The organism is Streptomyces lincolnensis, from assembly GCF_021173675.1.
GTDB lineage: Bacteria > Actinomycetota > Actinomycetes > Streptomycetales > Streptomycetaceae > Streptomyces > Streptomyces lincolnensis_B.
Map to the genome: position 1 here is coordinate 211,991 of NZ_JAIHON010000011.1, position 13,996 is coordinate 225,986.

Here is a 13,996-nt window from a genome sequence, read left to right on the forward strand (position 1 = left end):
GCCGACGGCAGAACCCCGTGGCCGAACGGGAGTTGGCCGTCGTACGGTCGCGTCATGACACGACGCGCTGTGGTGATCGGAGCGACGGGACAGATCGGGCGGGCGGCCGTGGGCGCCCTGGCCGGCGACGGCTGGGAGGTGACGGCCGTCTCGCGGGGCGGTGGGCGGGACGACGGCTGGCCCGAGGGGGTGCGGGTCGCGCGGGCCGACCGGGCGGACGACACGGCCCTGACGGAAGCGGTCGGCGACGGCTGCGACGTCCTGGTGGACCTGGTCGCCTACGGGCCGGAACACGCCCGGCAGCTGCTCGCGCTGTCCGACCGGGTCGGCTCCGCCGTGGTGGTCTCCAGCGTCTCGGTCTACGAGGACGACAAGGGCCGGAACTTCGACACCCAGGACGAGCCGGGCGGTTTCCCCGAGTACCCGCTCCCGATCACGGAGGCCCAGCGGACCGTCACGCCCGCCGAGACCTCGTACAGCACCCGCAAGGCGGGCCTGGAGCGCGAACTCCTCGCCGCGGGCGACCGGTTGCCCACCACGCTCCTGCGGGCCGGGGCGATCCACGGACCGCACTGCCAGACCCCTCGCGAGCTGTACTTCGTCAAGCGCAACCTGGACCGCCGCCCCCGACGTGTCCTCCCCTACGGCGGGGGGAGCCGCTTCCACCCGGCGAACGTCCACAACCTCGCCGAGCTGGTCCGGCTGGCCGCCGCCCGTCCCGGCTCGCGGGCCCTCAACGCCGTCGACCCGGACGCCCCGACGGTGGCGGAGATCGCCGCCGCGATCGACACCGCCATGGGCGTGGAGACCGAGAGCGTGATCGTGGACGGGCCGCCGCCCTCGCCGACGGTGGGCCACACCCCCTGGTCGGTGCCCGTTCCGGTGGTCTGCGACATGTCGGCCGCCGAACGGGAGCTGGGCTACCGCCCCGTGGCCCGGTACGCCGAGAGCCTGCCGGAGACCGTCGCGTGGATCGAGGGCCGGCTGCGCGGAGGGGACTGGCGCGAGGCGTACCCGAAGATGTTCGAGGTGTACGGCGACCTCTTCGACTACGCGGCGGAGGACGCGTTCCTCGACGCGCCCCCTACCTCGGGTCGGCGCTGAACTTCGACGTCGACCAGAAGTAGCCGAGGACCGCGAGGCCGAGGCACCAGGCGACGGCGAGCCAGCCGTTGTGGCCGATCCCGGTGCCGAGCAGCAGGCCGCGCAGGGTCTCGATGGCGGGGGTGAAGGGCTGGTACTCGGCGATCGGCCGGAACCAGCCCGGCATCGCGTCGACCGGTACGAAGGCGCTGGACAGGAACGGCAGGATCATCAGCGGCATCGCGTTGTTGCCGGCCGCCTCGGCGTTGGGACTGACCAGGCCCATCCCGACGGCGATCCAGGTGAGCGCCAGGGAGACGAGCGCCAGCAGCCCGAAGGCCAGGAGCCACTCCAGGACGGTGGCGTCGGTGGAACGGAAGCCGATGGCCACGGCGACGGCTCCGACGAGCGCCACGCTCATCACGCACTGGATCACACTGCCGACGACGTGCCCGATGAGCACCGATCCGCGGTGGATGGCCATCGTGCGGAAGCGGGCGATGATGCCCTCGGTCATATCCATGGCGACGGAGACCGCGCTGCCGATCGTGGTGCCGCCGATGGTCAGCATCAGGAGGCCCGGGACGAGATAGGTGAGGTACTCGGACCGGTCGGCGCCGCCGCTGCCGAGGCCGGCGCTCATCACGTCGCCGAAGATGTAGACGAAGAGCAGGAGCAGGATGACCGGTGTGAGCAGCAGGTTCAGGGTGAGGGAGGGGTAGCGGCGGGCGTGCAGGAGGTTGCGGCGCAGCATTGTGGCGGAGTCGCGGGCCGCGAGGGCGAGGGAGCTCATCGGATGGTCTCCTTGGGCTGGTCGGGGGTCTGGCCGGGAGTGTGGTCGGTGTCGCTGAGGGTCTGGCCGGGGGCGTGGTCGGTGTGGCCGGTCAGGGCGAAGAAGACGTCGTCGAGGTCGGGGGTGTGCACGGTCAGTTCGTCCGCCTCGACGCCGGCGGCGTCCAGCCAGTCCAGGAGGGCGCGCAGTTCGCGCTGGCTGCCGTCGCTGGGGATCTGCAGGGCGAGGGCCTCGTCGTCCCGGGAGGCCGCCGCCAGGGCGGAGGCGGCGGCCCGGTAGGCGGCCGGGTCGGTGAACCGCAGCCGCACATGCCCGCCCGGGATCAGCCGCTTGAGCTCCTCGGCCGTGCCCTCGGCGGCGATCTTCCCGTCGTTCAGCACGGCGATCCGGTCGGCGAGTTCGTCGGCCTCCTCCAGATACTGCGTGGTGAGGAAGACCGAGACCCCGCCGGTGACCAGCTCCCGGATGATCCCCCACATGGTGTGCCGGGAACGCGGGTCCAGACCGGTGGTCGGCTCGTCGAGGAAGATGATCCGCGGATCACCCACCAGCGTCATGGCGATGTCCAGCCGCCGCTTCATACCGCCGGAGTAGGTGGAGGCGGGCTTCCTCGCGGCCTCGGTCAGGTCGAAGCGTTCCAGCAGCTCGGCCGCCACGCGCCGCCCGGCCCGCCGGGACAGATGATGCAGGTCGGCCATCAGGAGCATGTTCTCCTCGCCGGTGATCAGCCCGTCCACGGCGGAGAACTGCCCGGTGACACCGATCGCGGCGCGCACCGCCTGCGCGTCGGCGGCCAGGTCGTGGCCGGCGACCTGGGCCTGTCCCCCGTCGGCGGTGATGAGCGTGGACAGGATCTTCACGGCGGTGGTCTTGCCGGCCCCGTTGGGGCCGAGCAGGGAGAAGACCGTGCCTTCCGGGACGGCCAGGTCGATGCCGTCGAGGACGGTCTTGTCGCCGTAGGACTTGCGCAACCCGACGGCGGAGATGGCAGCCGGTGACGGGTGATCGTCGCGCTGGATGAACATGGGCATGACAGAAGAAGGCATGGGGCCCTCCGATCGAAGGCTGAGGTGTCGAAGGCTGAAGTGGGACGGGGCTGGAGAACGGGCCGGTCGGGACGCGGCGTTCAGGACTTCGCGCGGAGGACGTCGATGTTGCCCCAGTTGGCCCGGGCGCGGACCTTGACGGTGTCCTCGGTGTGCTCCGGGGCCTCGGACGCGGCGAGCGCGTTGCGTACCTGCCCCCGGTTGGAGCTGACGTCGAGCCAGGCGGCGGTGCCCTCGCGGATGCCGATCTCGATGGACCCGTTGGAGGTCTCCAACTGGACGTCACCGCTGGAGACTTCACCGACGCGCAGGGAGCCGTTGGTGGCGGTGCCGGTGACCGACGCCGTGGCGCGCGCGATGTCGACGGCGCCGTTGGTGCCCCTCACCCGCAGGTCGCCGGTCACGGCGCCGACCGTCGTGGTGCCGTGCGAGTTCTTCAGGACCGCCGGGCCGTCGACGAGGCCGATGCGCATGTTGCCGGAGCTGGTGGTGATCTCGGCCCTGCCCTCGACCCGGTCGACCACGATCGAGCCGTGGGTGACGGTGAGCTGGAGCGGCCCGGTCACGTCGAGGCGGACATCACCCGTCGAGGTCTTCAACCGGACCTCGCCGAGCCGGCCCTCGCTGAGCACCTGGGCCCAGGCGCCGGTCATCTCCACGTGTGAGCCCGTGGGCAGTTCGACCGTCACGTCGGCGAGGCCGGAGGGCCCGATCATGCGCCGCTCCTTGGTCCTCACGGTCAGGACGCCGCTCGCGTAGGTGACCTCGGTCTGCTCGGCGGCCCGCACGTCCTTGTCCCGCTTCGGGTCGCGGGGCAGCACCTCGACGACCGTGTCGAGGCGGTCGGCCGCGGTGAACCGGATGGAACCGGCGCCCACATGGGCGTTGACCGAAATCGGTTCGGGAGTGTCGAAAACAGGCATGGCTGTACCGTCCTCATGGGTCCTTGGGGCGTCCCCGCAGGTGGGACGTGATGCGGGCGTTGTCCGATGGGGGGCGGGACGCGGTCAGCGCACCCAGCCCGTGAAGCTCTGTCCGACGGTGTGGGTCCGCTCCGCCGGGCGCGGCTGCGCACCGCCGTCGACCGCGGCGGACACGGCGCGCACCAGCCACGCGTTGACCGACAGGCCCTCGCGGGTCGCGGCCTCCTCGGCACGGGCCTTGAGGTGCGCCGGCAGCCGCAGGTTGACGCGGGCGGTGCCGCCCTCGTCGCCGTCGGCCGGGGCCGGTGTCCTGAACGGCTCGACGGGTGCGGCCGGTTCCGCGGGGGCGCCCGCGTCGGTGGGCGGCAGCGCCACCACGAACTCGGGGTCGAGCCCGCGCAGCCGTACGTCGACCGAGCCGGGGGCGAGGTCGCGGGTGACCTCGTCCATCGCGGCGGAGAGCACGTTGAGCATGATCAGCCGGGTCGCCGACTCCAGCGGCGCGGTGAGCCTCTCGGCCAGCTCCCGGGCTTCGTCGCCACCGGCTTCGGCGGCCACCGCGAGTTCACGGCGGAGGGTGTCGACATACGGGGTGAGATCCATGACGCCATGATGGCATCACTATGGCGCCACACGCAAGCCCGCAGGGCATCACCTGACGCCAGATGGCACCGCACGGCACCATCTGGCGCGGCATAGCGCCATGTGGCACCACTCGGCGTCATGTGGTGCCATGCGGAGAAGGGGGCGGCCGACGGGCCGCCCCCTTCTCCGTCGTGCGTGCTACCGCGTCACGGCTTCGGCGTGGCGTGCGGCGCGCAGGTCACGTCGCGGCCGTCCAGCTTGCCGGTGAGCAGGTAGGTGTCCACCCGCTCGTTGATGCACGGGTTGACCAGGTTGGTCACGCCGTGGGAGCCCGCGTTCTTCTCGGTGATCAGACGGGAGCCCTTGAAGCGCTTGTGGAGTTCGACGGCGCCGCCGTACGGGGTGGCGGCGTCGCGCTCGGACTGCACGATGAGGACGCCCGGAAGACCCTTGCCGGTCCTGACGTCGACCGGGGTCTGCTGCTTGACCGGCCAGGTGGCACAGGGCAGGTTCATCCAGGCGTTGGCCCAGGTCAGGAACGGGTGGCTCTGGTGCAGCCTGGTGTTGTCCCGGTCCCACTTGCGCCAGCTGGTGGGCCACTTGGCGTCGGTGCACTCGACGGCCGTGTAGACGGCGTTGCCGTTCTCCGAGGACGCGTTGCCCGCGGTGTCCGACAGGTCGGGAGCGGCCGCGTCGACCAGGGCCTGGGTGTCGCCCGCGAAGTACTTGCTGAACACGGAGGCGACGGGCGCCCACGAGGAGTCGTAGTACGGAGCGCCCTGGAAGAAGCCGATCAGTTCGGCCGGGCCGACGACCCCGCCGATGGGGTTCTTCTTCGCGGTGGCCCGCAGCTCCAGCCACTTCGCCTGCACTTCGGCGCGGGTGTCGCCGAGGTGGTAGGTCGCGTCGTTCTTGGCGACCCAGTCCTGCCAGTCCTGCCAGCGGGTCTCGAAGGCGACGTCCTGGTCGAGGTTGGCCTCGTACCAGATCTTCTCCCGCGACGGGTTGACGACGCTGTCGACGATCATGCGGCGGACGTGGCCCGGGAACAGCGTGCCGTAGACCGCGCCGAGGTAGGTGCCGTAGGAGACGCCCAGGAAGTTGAGCTTCTTCTCGCCGAGCGCGGCGCGGATGACGTCGAGGTCGCGCGCGGTGTTCGGGGTGGTCATGTGCGGCAGCATCTCGCCGCTGCGCTCGTAGCAGCCCTCGGCGTACTCACGGGCGAGCTTGCGCTGGGCGCGCTTGTCGGCCTCGGAGTCCGGCACCGGGTCCATCTTGGGCGCCTTGACGAACTCCTGCGGGTCGATGCAGGAGATGGGCGCCGACTTGCCGACACCGCGCGGGTCGAAGCCCACGAAGTCGTACGCCTTGGAGGTGTTGACCCACAGCGGCGCCTTGGTCGTGACGCGGCGCGGGAAGCGCAGACCGGAGCCGCCCGGTCCGCCGGGGTTGTAGATGAGCGCGCCCTGGCGCTCCTCCTTGGTGCCGGTGCTGCCGATGCGGTCCACGGCCAGCTTGATCTGCTTGCCGTGGGGCTTGGCGTAGTCGAGCGGCACGGTGACGTAGCCGCACTGGATCGGCTTCTCCAGGCCCCAGTCGGCCGGGCAGTCCTGCCAGTCGATCCCGGTCTTGGCGGCCTTGGCGGCGGCGAGCGCGACACCACGCGCCTCACGGTCCTGGCCGCCTCGGGACTCCCCGGTGGCGCTCGCCGTGGGTGCTGCCACGGCGCCGGCTATCAGTGTGGCCGTGATGAGTGCTCCGGCCGAACCGAGTGCCGTCGTCCGCCACTTCGGTCTTGTCTCCCTCAAGAGGGCCCCTCCCCGTACATCGTTTCGATTGGTACGGGGATCCTCCCGGCTGTGCTGTTCCTGTGACCAGGGGTGGTCGGCCTTCTTTGCCAATCCGATAAACGGAACCCCTCGTCCGCTCGGCGGACCTAGCGGAGCCGGCCGAGCGCCTCGTCCAGCACCCGGCGCAGCCGCAGCCCGTCCGCCGCCACGGCGGTGACGAGGGCCGCCGGGCCGGCCAGCGGGACCACCGCGGCACCCTCTCCCAGCACCCGGGCGGCGACCGGCTCGGCCGCGAACTCCGGTCGTACGACGACGAGCTGGCCCACGGCACGGTGGCCGGCGAGGACCGCCGGGCCGTCCCAGCCGCCCGGCGCCCCGGGTCCGCAGGCCAGTTCCTGGTCGAGCACGGTCCGGCCGCCGACCCGCAGGACGAGCCGGCTGGTGAGCCGCCCGGGATCCTCACCCGCGCGCCCGAGCACCTGTTCCTCGCGCAGCACGAGCCGGGAGGTCGCACCGAGATCGACGCGTGTCGTGGCGTACAGGTCACTGCCGCGCGCGGAGATCAACTGCTCGGGCAGCCAGTGCAGTTCGCCGCCGTCGGCGACGGTGAGGCGGACGTCGTAGCGGGACTCGCCCTTGGCCTGTCCCGGCAGCGCGATGGTGGCGGCGGCGGAGCCGACACGCAGGCGGGCCCCTGCCTCGACGGCGGCCTGCACGGTGAAGTGGTCGCCGCCGAGCGGCCCGCTCATCGCGCCGACCAGCATGACCCGCGCCTCGTCGCCGCTGCCCCGGGTCCGGCGCAGGGCCAGCGGTCCGTCGCCCTCCAGGACGGGCAGCGACGTGCCGCCCCTGCCGTCGTCGCGGGCGAGGATCCGCGCGGTGGCCCGTACTCCCGCCACGGCCACGGCCTCCGTCACGCCGTCCACGCGGCGAGCCGTGTCCGCACCCACGCGGCCACGTCGCTCACGCCGGGCTCGCTCCTGAGCGACTGGAAGACGACGGGCAGTTCGGCCCGCTGCGCCTTGGCGTCGGCCGCCATCCGCCCGAGGTCCGAGCCGACGTACGGGGCGAGGTCGGTCTTGTTGACGACGAGCAGGTCGGCGGTGGTCACCCCGGGGCCGCCCTTGCGCGGGATGTCGTCCCCGCCGGCCACGTCGATCACGAAGATCTGCGCGTCCACCAGCCCCTTGGAGAAGGTCGCGGTCAGGTTGTCCCCACCGGACTCGACGAGGATCAGGTCCAGCGGCCCGACCTCGTCCTCCAGGTCCTCCACCGCTTCGAGGTTCGCCGAGATGTCGTCCCGGATCGCCGTGTGCGGGCAGGCCCCCGTCTCCACGGCCGTGATCCGCTCGGGCGGCAGCACGGCCTCCCTCAGCAGGAACTCGGCGTCCTCCCGCGTGTAGATGTCATTGGTGACGACCGCCAACGACAACTCCTCCCGCAGCGCCCGGCACAGCGCGGCGACGGTCGCGGTCTTCCCGGACCCGACGGGCCCCCCGAGCCCGATCCGCAGCGCCCTGCGCGAGCCGTCGGCACGGCGGGCGTCGGCACTGACGGCGGCGGGCCCGTCGTGGGAGTGGTCGAGATGCATAACGGCTCCTCCATGTCTGGCGTTTTCAGCCCGTCCGGCGTTTGAGGACGAGGCCCCTTCAGGGCCGATACGGGGGTCCAGGGGGCGGAGCCCCCTGAGGGCGGCAGCCCTGGGGATGGGACGGGTAGGGGCGGCGGGGGCGAGAAAAACTAGGACGCGAACAACCGCACGCCCCAGCCGGCATGCACCTCCGCCCCGATCTCCAACAGCGGCGCGGACGCCGCGGGCAACGCGTCGGCCCCCTCGTCGACAACACACCGCGCGTCCTCCACCGCCCGATCCGCGACACGATCCAGCTCCGGCGCCAGCCGCGCCAGCACCCCGGTCGCCTCGAACGGGTCGAGGGAGAGCAACCGCACCGTCGCCGACGCGGGCCCGCTCACACTCTCGTACGCCGCGCAGTAGGCCGCGTCCACGGCCCCCAGCCCGGCCGCCCGGGCCGTGAGCCCCAGCACCACCGGCTGATGCGCCCCCTTGGGGAACTCCCGTGCCAGGGCGTCCAGTTCGTCCGAGGGCCAGGTGGCCCGCGCGGCCCGCGTCAGCTGCCGGCCGAGCTTGCGCGCGGCGGTCCGCAGCGCGGGGGACGGCGTCCGCGCGTCGGCGGCGGCGTCCAACTCCACGGGATCCACGCCGAGTACGGCCGCCGCGGCCAGCGCGGCGGCGACCCGCCCCGCCGTGTGCAACCGCCCCCGGCAGAAGTCCTCCAGGCTCGCGGCGCCGGTGACCCGGCCGGCTTTGACGGCGGCCTCGGCCCCGCCGGAGTGCGCGTGCCCTCCGGCGGGGAAGCGGCCGTCGGCCAGGACGAGAAGTGCTGCTCGTGACATCGGCTACCGCGCCATCAGAAGAGGAAGTACCGCTGGGCCATGGGCAGTTCGGCGGCCGGTGTGGCCTCGACGAGCTCCCCGTCGATGTGCACGGCGAAGCTGTCGGGGTCGACCTGGACCCGGGGCCGCGCGTCGTTCTCGCGCATGTCGGCCTTGGTGACCGCGCGGGTCGACTCGATCGCCACGAACCTCTTCCCGAGCTGGAGCCGCTCCGGCAGCCCGTCCTCGATGGCGAGCGGTGCCACGAAGTTGAACGAGTTGGCGGCGGGCGCCCGCCCGATCGCCCCGTACATCGGCCGCGGCAGGATCGGCTGCGGCGTCGGGATGGAGGCGTTGGCGTCGCCCATCTGCGCGTAGGCAATCTGCCCGCCCTTGATCACCAGGTGCGGCTTGACGCCGAAGAAGGCGGGCTCCCACAGCACCAGGTCGGCGAGCTTGCCGGACTCGACGGAGCCGATCTCGTGGGCGAGGCCCTGGGCGACGGCGGGGTTGATCGTGTACTTGGCGATGTACCGGCGCACCCGGCGGTTGTCCGCGCGGCCGTCGCCGGGCAGTGCCCCGCGCCGCCGCTTCATGACGTGGGCGGTCTGCCAGGTGCGCAGCACGACCTCGCCCACGCGTCCCATGGCCTGGGCGTCGGAGGAGATGATCGAGATCGCGCCCAGGTCGTGGAGGATGTCCTCCGCGCCGATCGTGGAGGGCCGGATCCGGGACTCGGCGAAGGCGAGGTCCTCCGGGACCGCCGGGTTCAGGTGGTGGCACACCATCAGCATGTCGAGGTGTTCCTCGGCGGTGTTGACGGTGTAGGGCCGCGTCGGGTTGGTGGAGCTGGGCAGCACGTGCGGCTCGGAGACCACGGTCATGATGTCCGGCGCGTGCCCGCCGCCCGCGCCCTCGGTGTGGTACGCGTGGATGCCGCGTCCGGCGATCGCCGCGAGCGTGTCGCCGACGAAACCCGCCTCGTTCAGGGTGTCCGTGTGGATGGCGACCTGGATGCCGGTGCGGTCGGCGACGGTCAGCGAGGCGTCGATGACGGCCGGGGTCGAGCCCCAGTCCTCGTGCAGCTTCAGGCCGAGCGCGCCGCCGCGGATCTGCGACAGCATCGCCTCGTGCGAGACGGTGTTGCCCTTGCCGAGGAAGCCGATGTTGAGCGGGTACTGCTCCATCGCCTCCATCATCCGGGCCAGGTGCCAGGGGCCGGGCGTCACCGTGGTCGCCTTGGAGCCCTCGGCGGGTCCGGTGCCGCCGCCGACCAGGGTGGTGACCCCGGCGGACAGCGCCTCGTCGGCGATCTGCGGGCAGATGAAGTGGACGTGGGCGTCGACGGCGCCGGCGGTGAGGATCCGCCCGTTGCCCGCGATCACCTCGGTCTCGGGGCCGATGACGAGGTCCGGGTGCACCCCGTTCATCGTGTCGGGGTTGCCCGCCTTGCCGATGCCGGTGATCCGGCCGTCGCGGATGCCGACGTCGGCCTTGACGATCCCCCAGTGGTCGATGATCACCGCGCCGGTGATCACGGTGTCCGGGGTGCCGTCCGCGCGCGTGGCACGGGACTGGCCCATGGACTCGCGGATGACCTTGCCGCCGCCGAAGACGGCCTCCTCGCCGGCGAGACCGGGGCCGCCGGAACGATCCTCCTCGATCTCGACGAGCAGATCGGTGTCGGCGAGCCGGATGCGGTCGCCGGTCGTCGGGCCGAACAGGTCGGCGTACGCGGCACGCGAGATCTCAGGCATCGAGGGCACCTCCGGTCTCCCCGCGCAGGCCGGGCACCACACGGGCACCGGCGAGCGGGACGAGTTCGACGTCGACGGGGATCCCGGGCTCGAAGCGCACGGCGGTGCCGGCGGCGATGTTGAGCCGCTTGCCGCGCGCGGCGGCACGGTCGAAGTCCAGACCGGGGTTGGCCTCGGCGAAGTGGTAGTGGGAGCCGACCTGGACGGGCCGGTCGGCGGCGTTGAGGACGGTCAGCGCGGTGACGTCGAGGCCCTCGTTGTACACGATCGGGTCGTCGGCGAAGAGGAACTCTCCGGGGATCATCGGGGCCCCTCTCAGACGATCGGGTCGTGGACGGTGACGAGCTTGGTGCCGTCCGGGAAGGTCGCCTCGACCTGGACGTCGTGGATCATCTCGGGGATGCCCTCCATGACGTCGTCCCTGGTGAGCAGCTTGCGCCCGGAGGCCATCAGCTCCGCGACGGTCCGGCCGTCACGGGCGCCTTCGAGGATGTGCGATGTGATGAGGGCGACCGCCTCGGGATGATTCAGCCTGAGCCCGCGGGCCCGGCGCTTCTCCGCCACGTCGGCCGCCACGTGGATGAGCAGCCTCTCTTGCTCGTGCGGGGTCAGTTGCACGTCCCACCTCACAGTCCTCGCTCCGGACCGTGCGGGGTCCGGTTTCCGCAGCCCCGGGGCAAAGTCCCTGGTGGCGTGGAGGGGCAGGCTAGTTGGATGGCGTTTCAACCAAGTTAACCGCGCCGTCCACCGCCCCCGTGCCGACCTCCCCGGGCGACATGCTCATCAGCGCCCGCAGCCCGTCCCGCAGGACGTCCACCGGCGCGGGACCGAACAGGGCCTGCTGGGCGATGAAGCCGACGACGGCGGCGATCATCGTGCGGGCCACGTGGTCCGGCTCGATGTCGGGGCGCATCACCCCGGACTCCTGGTAGGCCGCCACGATCCGTCCCCAGGCCGCGCGGACGGCGCCGTACCCCTCCCCCAGCACGGCCGCCAGCTCGGGGTTGCGCGGGATCTCCGACCACACCTGCACGACCAGACGCGGGAAGGCGGGGACGCCGTCGACGACGAGGTTGGCCCGCAGGGCGAGGGCCCGGCTCAGGACGGCGGCCACGAGGCTGTCGGGCCGCGGTGGCGGGCTCTGCCGGGCCGCCTCCTCGAAGGCACCGCTCACCTCGCCGAGCACCTCCGAGATGATCGCGGCGATCAGCTCCTCCTTGCCGCTGAAGTAGCGGTACACCGCCCCGGCCGACAGATCGGCCTCCTTCAGGACGTCCTGCATCGACGTGGCGTGGAAGCCGTTGCGGGCGAAGCAGAGCGCGGCGGCGTCGAGGATCTGCCGACGGCGGGCGTCGAGGTGTGCCTGGGATACGCGTGCCATGGTCCACAAACTAAAACGAACATTCCTTCTTGACAAGACGCGCGGACGGCGGGACGGTGAGGGCGCACCTAAAACGAACGATCCTTCTTTTTGACTCGCGGACCTGGATCCAGGTCCGCCACAGCCCCGAGGAGTCCCATGTCCACCGCATCCGCTACACAGCCCGAGCCACGCCGACTCCCCCACGGGCGCCGCCTCGCCGTCGTGATGGTGCTCGCCCCGCTGCTCGCCGCCCTCGCCCTGTGGGCCTCCGCCTGGCCGGCCGCCCGCACCGCGCCCCGCGACCTGCCCCTGGGGGTGGCCGGACCCGCGCAGGCCGTGACACAGCTGGAGCGGCAACTCGAACAGCGCGAGGGCGCGTTCGAGGTCCACCGCTACGCCGACGAGGCGGCCGCCCGGGAGGCCATCGAGGACCGGACCGTATACGGCGCGGTCGTGGTCACCGCCCAGGGCCCCGAACTGCTCACCGCGTCGGCCGCGAGCCCCGTGGTCGCGCAGTTGCTCCAGCAGGCGGTGGCGGAACAGGCGGCCGCCGAGGGCACCGAGGTCAGGACGGTCGACGTCGTGGCCGCGCCCGAGGGGGACCCACGGGGTGCCGCGCTCAACGCGAGCCTGCTGCCGTTGGCCATCGCCGGCATCGCGGCGGGCGCGGTGGTGACCCTGCTCGGGCTGCGCGGACCGCGCGCCGCGATCGCGCTGCTCGGCGCCTCCGCCCTGGTCGGCGTGACCACCGCCGCCATCGCGCACAGCTGGCTCGGGGTCCTCACGGGCGACTGGTGGGCCGAGGCCGGCACGTTCGGCCTGACGACGCTGGCCATCGGTGCGGCGGTCGCGGGGCTCGCCGCCCTGATCGGCACCGCGGGGGTCGGCATCGCGGCGGCCACCGTGATGCTGATCGGCAACCCGTTCTCCGGAGCACCCAGCGCCCCGCAGATGCTGCCCGAGCCGGCCGGCGCCATCGGCCAGTGGCTGCCGCCGGGCGCGGGGACGACGCTGCTGCGCTCGGTGTCGTTCTTCGACGGAGCCGCGGCGACCGGGCCCGCTCTCACGCTCACCTGGTGGGCGGCGCTCGGCCTGGGCGCCGTACTGCTCGGCGGGGTGCTCGCCAAGCGCCCGAAGAGCGACGCCGAGCCCGCGTCCCGGCGGGAGCTGACCACCGTCGGCTGACTGCTGCCGGCCGACCACCCCGGTCCGACCGTGCGCCCCCGCTGTAGCGGACGGGGGCGCACGGTCCTGTCGTCTGTCAGGGGCGCCGCACGGGGCGCTCTAGGAGGCCCCGTGCCCGCGGTGATGGGCCGCGATACCGAACCGCTGCTGTTCGCGAGGAGCGGACGCGGCCTCACGGACGGTGGAGACGGCGCTGATCACCTGCTCCTCCGCGGGTTCCGCAAGCTCCTCCAGCCGTTCGAGATCGGCTGCGGAGACCAGCGCCACCAGGGGCTTTCCATGCCGCGTCACGACGACGCGCTCACCGCCGTACACCACTCGGTTGATCAGGTCGGCGAGTTCAGCCCTGGCTTGCGTCACCGGAATCTCGTAGGCCATACCCCCATTCTAACGTCACGTACATCCTGTACATTTTTTACAGACGCCGAAGGAGGGGTTCCCATGACCCGACCGTCCGCCCGCTACGTCCTGCCCGAGTTCACCGAGCGCACCAGCTACGGGACCAAGTCGATGGATCCGTACTCGAAGCTGCTGGAGGAGCGGATCGTCTTCCTCGGGACGCCGATCGACGACGTCTCGGCGAACGACGTGATGGCCCAGTTCATGTACCTCGAGTACCAGGACCCCGACCGGGACATCGCGCTGTACATCAACTCCCCCGGCGGCTCGTTCAGTGCGATGTCGGCGATCTACGACACGATGCAGTACGTCCGGTGCGACGTGGAGACGACCTGCCTCGGGCAGGCTGGCTCGTCGGCCGCGGTGTTGCTGGCGGCGGGGGCCCCGGGCAAGCGGAATCTGCTGCCGGGTGCCCGCGTGGTGATCCACCAGCCCGCGCTGGCCGACCCGGTGCAGGGGCAGGCCAGCGATCTGGCGATCCAGGCCGAGGAGTTGACGCGGGTGCGGACCCGCCTGGAGGAGATGCTCGTCCAGCACACCGGTCGCACCCGGGAGCAGGTGACCGCGGACATCGAGCGGGACAAGATCCTGGACGCCCCGGGCGCGCTGGAGTACGGGCTCGCGGACCGGATCATCCCGAGCCGCAAGGCCTCCTCCGCCGCGCCCGGCGCGAGGTGA

At 72.1% G+C, this 13,996-nt stretch carries 16 protein-coding genes; 3 read left to right on the forward strand and 13 right to left on the reverse strand.

The features are described from left to right. Positions 1 to 69 precede the first annotated feature (69 nt). Positions 70 to 1,104, forward strand: coding sequence for an NAD-dependent epimerase/dehydratase family protein (locus tag K4B79_RS31785; RefSeq protein WP_374208531.1), 1,035 nt, complete (start codon positions 70 to 72; stop codon positions 1,102 to 1,104). Here the strand turns inward: K4B79_RS31785 and K4B79_RS31790 are convergent. The 12 genes from K4B79_RS31790 to K4B79_RS31845 form a co-directional block, all read right to left on the reverse strand. Then, positions 1,085 to 1,876 (reverse strand): ABC transporter permease, encoded by a 792-nt coding sequence (locus K4B79_RS31790; RefSeq protein ID WP_232030754.1) that lies wholly within the window; start codon positions 1,874 to 1,876, stop codon positions 1,085 to 1,087. The genes K4B79_RS31785 and K4B79_RS31790 overlap by 20 nt on opposite strands. Further along, entirely contained in the window at positions 1,873 to 2,922 is a 1,050-nt protein-coding gene (locus K4B79_RS31795; RefSeq protein ID WP_232030755.1) for an ATP-binding cassette domain-containing protein, read from the reverse strand. Before K4B79_RS31795 ends, K4B79_RS31790 begins: the two co-directional genes overlap by 4 nt. Before the next feature lie 80 nt (positions 2,923 to 3,002). Beyond that, positions 3,003 to 3,845 carry a DUF4097 family beta strand repeat-containing protein gene (locus K4B79_RS31800; protein ID WP_232030756.1) on the reverse strand — a complete coding sequence of 281 codons (843 nt, stop codon included), beginning with the start codon at positions 3,843 to 3,845 and terminating at the stop codon, positions 3,003 to 3,005. Positions 3,846 to 3,929: 84 nt separating this feature from the next. Continuing rightward, positions 3,930 to 4,448, reverse strand: coding sequence for a toxin-antitoxin system HicB family antitoxin (locus tag K4B79_RS31805; protein ID WP_232030757.1), 519 nt, complete (start codon positions 4,446 to 4,448; stop codon positions 3,930 to 3,932). A 188-nt stretch (positions 4,449 to 4,636) separates the two neighbouring features. Beyond that, the gene (locus tag K4B79_RS31810) at positions 4,637 to 6,238 is read right to left on the reverse strand and encodes an alpha/beta hydrolase (protein WP_232030758.1); all 1,602 of its coding nucleotides are present in this window, start codon (positions 6,236 to 6,238) and stop codon (positions 4,637 to 4,639) included. 128 nt (positions 6,239 to 6,366) lie between these two features. Continuing rightward, positions 6,367 to 7,146, reverse strand: coding sequence for an urease accessory protein UreD (locus tag K4B79_RS31815; RefSeq protein WP_232030759.1), 780 nt, complete (start codon positions 7,144 to 7,146; stop codon positions 6,367 to 6,369). After that, the gene (gene ureG / locus K4B79_RS31820) at positions 7,134 to 7,811 is read right to left on the reverse strand and encodes an urease accessory protein UreG (RefSeq protein ID WP_232030760.1); all 678 of its coding nucleotides are present in this window, start codon (positions 7,809 to 7,811) and stop codon (positions 7,134 to 7,136) included. Before ureG ends, K4B79_RS31815 begins: the two co-directional genes overlap by 13 nt. Before the next feature lie 149 nt (positions 7,812 to 7,960). Then, positions 7,961 to 8,635 carry an urease accessory protein UreF gene (locus K4B79_RS31825; RefSeq protein ID WP_232030761.1) on the reverse strand — a complete coding sequence of 225 codons (675 nt, stop codon included), beginning with the start codon at positions 8,633 to 8,635 and terminating at the stop codon, positions 7,961 to 7,963. Positions 8,636 to 8,649: 14 nt separating this feature from the next. Further along, positions 8,650 to 10,371, reverse strand: coding sequence for an urease subunit alpha (locus K4B79_RS31830; RefSeq protein WP_232030762.1), 1,722 nt, complete (start codon positions 10,369 to 10,371; stop codon positions 8,650 to 8,652). Next, complete coding sequence (locus K4B79_RS31835) at positions 10,364 to 10,675, reverse strand: urease subunit beta (RefSeq protein WP_232030763.1); 312 nt, start codon at positions 10,673 to 10,675, stop codon at positions 10,364 to 10,366. Before K4B79_RS31835 ends, K4B79_RS31830 begins: the two co-directional genes overlap by 8 nt. An 11-nt stretch (positions 10,676 to 10,686) precedes the next feature. Further along, entirely contained in the window at positions 10,687 to 10,989 is a 303-nt protein-coding gene (locus tag K4B79_RS31840; RefSeq protein WP_037782101.1) for an urease subunit gamma, read from the reverse strand. An 88-nt stretch (positions 10,990 to 11,077) separates the two neighbouring features. Then, a complete protein-coding gene (locus tag K4B79_RS31845) occupies positions 11,078 to 11,752 on the reverse strand; it encodes a TetR/AcrR family transcriptional regulator (protein WP_232030764.1) in 675 nt (224 codons plus the stop codon). Positions 11,753 to 11,890: 138 nt separating this feature from the next. Here K4B79_RS31845 and K4B79_RS31850 point away from each other — a divergent pair, with 138 nt between their 5' ends. Beyond that, complete coding sequence (locus tag K4B79_RS31850) at positions 11,891 to 12,919, forward strand: ABC transporter permease (RefSeq protein ID WP_232030765.1); 1,029 nt, start codon at positions 11,891 to 11,893, stop codon at positions 12,917 to 12,919. Positions 12,920 to 13,018: 99 nt separating this feature from the next. Here K4B79_RS31850 and K4B79_RS31855 read toward each other — a convergent pair whose 3' ends face one another. Beyond that, complete coding sequence (locus K4B79_RS31855) at positions 13,019 to 13,297, reverse strand: type II toxin-antitoxin system Phd/YefM family antitoxin (RefSeq protein ID WP_232030766.1); 279 nt, start codon at positions 13,295 to 13,297, stop codon at positions 13,019 to 13,021. 63 nt (positions 13,298 to 13,360) lie between these two features. On the opposite strand from K4B79_RS31855, the gene K4B79_RS31860 reads away from it, so the two are divergent. Next, positions 13,361 to 13,996, forward strand: coding sequence for an ATP-dependent Clp protease proteolytic subunit (locus tag K4B79_RS31860; protein WP_232030767.1), 636 nt, complete (start codon positions 13,361 to 13,363; stop codon positions 13,994 to 13,996).

Bases quoted from the DNA above. Each gene is read 5' to 3' on its own strand.
- K4B79_RS31790 (WP_232030754.1), bottom strand. From the start codon at position 1,876: ATGAGCTCCCTCGCCCTCGCGGCCCGCGACTCCGCCACAATGCTGCGC.
- K4B79_RS31795 (WP_232030755.1), bottom strand. From the start codon at position 2,922: ATGCCTTCTTCTGTCATGCCCATGTTCATCCAGCGCGACGATCACCCG.
- K4B79_RS31800 (WP_232030756.1), bottom strand. From the start codon at position 3,845: ATGCCTGTTTTCGACACTCCCGAACCGATTTCGGTCAACGCCCATGTG.
- K4B79_RS31805 (WP_232030757.1), bottom strand. From the start codon at position 4,448: ATGGATCTCACCCCGTATGTCGACACCCTCCGCCGTGAACTCGCGGTG.
- ureG (WP_232030760.1), bottom strand. From the start codon at position 7,811: ATGCATCTCGACCACTCCCACGACGGGCCCGCCGCCGTCAGTGCCGAC.
- K4B79_RS31825 (WP_232030761.1), bottom strand. From the start codon at position 8,635: ATGTCACGAGCAGCACTTCTCGTCCTGGCCGACGGCCGCTTCCCCGCC.
- K4B79_RS31830 (WP_232030762.1), bottom strand. From the start codon at position 10,371: ATGCCTGAGATCTCGCGTGCCGCGTACGCCGACCTGTTCGGCCCGACG.
- K4B79_RS31835 (WP_232030763.1), bottom strand. From the start codon at position 10,675: ATGATCCCCGGAGAGTTCCTCTTCGCCGACGACCCGATCGTGTACAAC.
- K4B79_RS31845 (WP_232030764.1), bottom strand. From the start codon at position 11,752: ATGGCACGCGTATCCCAGGCACACCTCGACGCCCGCCGTCGGCAGATC.
- K4B79_RS31850 (WP_232030765.1), top strand. From the start codon at position 11,891: ATGTCCACCGCATCCGCTACACAGCCCGAGCCACGCCGACTCCCCCAC.
- K4B79_RS31855 (WP_232030766.1), bottom strand. From the start codon at position 13,297: ATGGCCTACGAGATTCCGGTGACGCAAGCCAGGGCTGAACTCGCCGAC.
- K4B79_RS31860 (WP_232030767.1), top strand. From the start codon at position 13,361: ATGACCCGACCGTCCGCCCGCTACGTCCTGCCCGAGTTCACCGAGCGC.